1 protein-coding gene is annotated in these 1,649 nt (G+C 44.5%); it reads right to left on the bottom strand.

Annotation, left to right across the window (positions count from 1 at the left end; genetic code table 11):
- Positions 1–160: 160 nt before the first annotated feature.
- Entirely contained in the window at positions 161–1,390 is a 1,230-nt protein-coding gene (locus PVE40_RS12685) for an IS110 family RNA-guided transposase (protein ID WP_274732297.1), read from the bottom strand.
- Positions 1,391–1,649: the final 259 nt, after the last annotated feature.

Genomic DNA, 1,649 nt, shown 5'->3' on the forward strand with positions numbered 1-1,649 from the left:
TCTTTCCTACGTTTAGTCAAGAGAAATAATATTAATAAATACAGATATTTTTTACTTAGTTGAGCTCTCCTTTGGAGAGTAAAGTGATTGGTAGCTATTTTAGAAAATAAGAACATGACAAATAGACATCCCTTTTCCTATTTTTTTGAAAAGGATTATGTTATATTAATGCTATAGATTGGCCCTCAGAGGCCGTGTACGCATAGTTGTACTTGGTATCGTTCCTCACCATGGAATGCATACACTTCAGTAGTTTGTTCATGCAGGCTACGACTGCAACCTTGTCCTTCTTGGGGACGGGTTGCTTTTTTAATTTATAATAATAATCCACGATATGATTCGGTGCAGCTTTCTGTTGGCGTATCATGTTGCGGACCGTGAAGAATAGGATTTTCCGCCCCTTTGGATTCCCGCGTTTATTGATATGATCCTTCCCTGTATAGTTACCCGATTGGTATCTGCGGATATCAATGCCCACAAAGGCATTCAGTTGATTGGACGTTTCAAATCGCCGCACGTCCCCCAACTCTCCGATTAGTAAGGCTGAAGTTAACTCTCCAACACCTGGAATCGTGATGTATAGATCGTGTTCAGGGAGTTCCCTCGCTATGCCTATCATCTGGATTTGGATCGCCTCCTTTTGGAGGAGCAAGTCTTGGAGCCTTTCCGCATAGTAGATGGTCTTTTGACAATGGACACTGTTTTCATCCGCAGTTGGGTAAGCATCTTGTGCCAGGACGATTAGTTCTTCCGCCTTCTTGCGGGCACGGTTTTCGGAGATGTTTTTCCTTGTAGATTTAATTAACAGGTTTTTTATTTTAGTCGGTGTGGACCGCAATACCAGGTTAGGGTGTGGAAACAGACTAATCAATGTCAGGACGTAAAGGTTGATCCCGTTCGAGAAAAACTGTTCTAGCTCTGGGAAGGTGAGCTGGAGACAGTTGTGCAGGTGCATACGGGTTCTTTTGATTTCCTCCTCCACCTCTTGGTAGAAGCGGGATAAATCACGCAGATTTTGGTAGACATCTTCCTGCACCACCTTCGGTGTCCGCCTTTTCCCGGCATGTGTTTGCGCCAACTTGTGAGCATCCTGTTTGTCGGTCTTCCAACTCCTCAAGGTATCTTCTTCCAGTTGTTTCTTGGCTTGAAGCGGGTTCAGCAGGGTGTAGGACAGGCCATTCTTTTGGCAGAAGGCTTCTACCGGCCGGGAATAGACACCAGTGGCCTCAAAAACCATATCCGGGACTTGCGGCAGGTTCCGGATTTCATTTAGTAGGATGCCAAATCCTGTTTTCGTGTGGGCAATGTTCCCCTCCCATAAGCAAGTATCATTTTTATAGATGACGGCATAACTTTTCTTCATGGAAACGTCTAGTGCGACTACAAACATGGCTTTCTCCTCGCTTTCTCGTTTAGTTTGAAAGACCCTCACTGATTCATTTCGATTCCCATTTCCTTTACACGGACTCGCAGTCCCACATACTTAAACCTGATTCTGAAATGACAGTGAAGGAGCCCGGTTTATATTTCGGACTCGGAGTCCTTGAGAGTAAGGTCGGGCTTCCTTTCACCACTACTATATCTGAAAAAAAGAAAATAGTAGGCAGGAACCCCCGTCGGGGTTTCTACCTACTAATCTTAGTATGTTT

Source organism: Jeotgalibaca caeni (assembly GCF_028863945.1).
GTDB lineage: Bacteria > Bacillota > Bacilli > Lactobacillales > Aerococcaceae > Jeotgalibaca > Jeotgalibaca caeni.

Excerpts from the sequence above, each read along its gene's own strand:
- PVE40_RS12685 (WP_274732297.1), bottom strand. The coding sequence starts at position 1,390 with ATGTTTGTAGTCGCACTAGACGTTTCCATGAAGAAAAGTTATGCCGTC.